This window comes from Dermacoccus sp. CCH2-D9 (assembly GCF_001556795.1).
Lineage (GTDB): Bacteria > Actinomycetota > Actinomycetes > Actinomycetales > Dermatophilaceae > Dermacoccus > Dermacoccus nishinomiyaensis.
Genome location: NZ_LSJT01000126.1, coordinates 1 through 1,586, shown reverse-complemented (window position 1 = coordinate 1,586; position 1,586 = coordinate 1). Strand labels below are relative to the sequence as shown.

General features: G+C 65.1%; 1 protein-coding gene. It reads right to left on the bottom strand.

Features of this window, described 5'->3' with window-relative positions; all coding sequences use genetic code 11:
• Positions 1–324: 324 nt before the first annotated feature.
• Positions 325–1,586, bottom strand: a 1,262-nt coding sequence (locus AX669_RS10750) for an amino acid permease (RefSeq protein ID WP_062258370.1), incomplete at its 5' end; no start/stop codon positions are given.

Sequence of the window (1,586 nt, the reverse complement as noted above, 5' to 3'; positions counted from 1 at the left end):
CCGCCGATGCCGATCATCTGGATGTGGCGGTTCTTCAGGTGCTTGGCGTACCCGGCGTCACCGGCGTCGCGGGAATGCGGGGCGTCGGCGGGGCCGTTCGCGCCGGGAGCCGCGGACCCGGAGGTGGGCGCAGGCTCAGAGAGGAGGGAGGACATCGAGGGATGCCTTACTGCTCGAGGGCCGTAGCCCAGGCCACATGACTGGCACACTCTAGGCCACCGATGTGACCGCGTGCACACACGTGTCCGCTCTGAGATGACGCCATCGACGCGTGATGCCCCGCCTACGAACGTAGACGGGGCATCAGACGTGATGAGCGGAGGCTCACACCATGGCGTTGTCCTCGGAGTCGAACGCTTCGGCGTTGATCCGATTGCGGACGAGGAACCAACCGCCGATCATGAGAGCGGCCACGACCGGGCCCATGATGAGGACGACCTTCTGCAGCACGCCACCCTGCGTCGCCATCAGGACCAGGATGAAGCCGAGGAAGCCCAGCGCGACGATGTTGAGGAAGGGCGCGCCCTTGAGCTGGAAGTCGGGTCGCTGCATCTCACCGCGCTTCGCCTTGCGCACCATCATCATGTGAGAGATGAGGATCATGGCCCACACGCCGATGATGCCGAGGACGGCGACCTCCAGGACGATCTCGAAGGCATCCGAGGGCCACGCATAGTTGATGGCCACACCGATGAGACCGAAGGCAGCCGTCGTCGCGATCGCGGCCCACGGCACCTGGTGCTTGCTCATCTTGCGCAGGTAACGCGGCGCCGTGCCCGCCTCGGCCATCGAGCGCAGCACGCGCCCGGTGGAGTAGAGGCCGGAGTTCATCGAGCTGGCGACCGCCGTCACGAGGACCACGGTCATGATGTCGGCCATCTTCACGCCGCCGATGTGGAAGCCGATGCGGTCGAAGACCGTCACGAAGGGCGAGGTGTCCGCCTGGTAGGCGGTGTGCGGCAGGAGCAGCGAGAACAGCGTGATCGTGCCGACGTAGAAGATCAGGATGCGCCACAGGACGGAGCGCACGGCCTTCGGCATGACCTCGCGCGGGTTCTCCGTCTCGCCGGCGGCCACACCGATGAGTTCCATGGCGGCGTAGGCGAAGATGACGCCTGACATCAGGGTCCACATGTGGCTCGGCCCGTTCGGGAACATCCCGCCGTGATCGGTGATGTTGCGCAGGCCTGCGGTATCAGGGCCCAGCTGGTGCGACGTCGCGATGAAGTAGATCGCGACCACCATGAAGACCACGAGCATGGCGACCTTGATGATGGAGAACCAGAACTCGACCTCGCCGAACAGCTTGACGCCGATGAGGTTGATGGCGAGAACGATCGCCAGCGCGATGAGGGCGAGCGCCCACTTCGGCAAGGCGTCGGACACCGGCTTCCAGAAGTACAGGAACGTCGCGATCGCCGTTGCGTCCGCGATGAGAGTGAAGGCCCAGTTCAGGAAGTGGAACCAGCCCGCTGCGTACGCCCCCTTCTCTCCGATGAACTCGCGACTGTAGGAGACGAAGGCACCCGAACTCGGGCGGTGCAGCACCATCTCACCGAGCGCACGCACGACGATCATCGCGACGG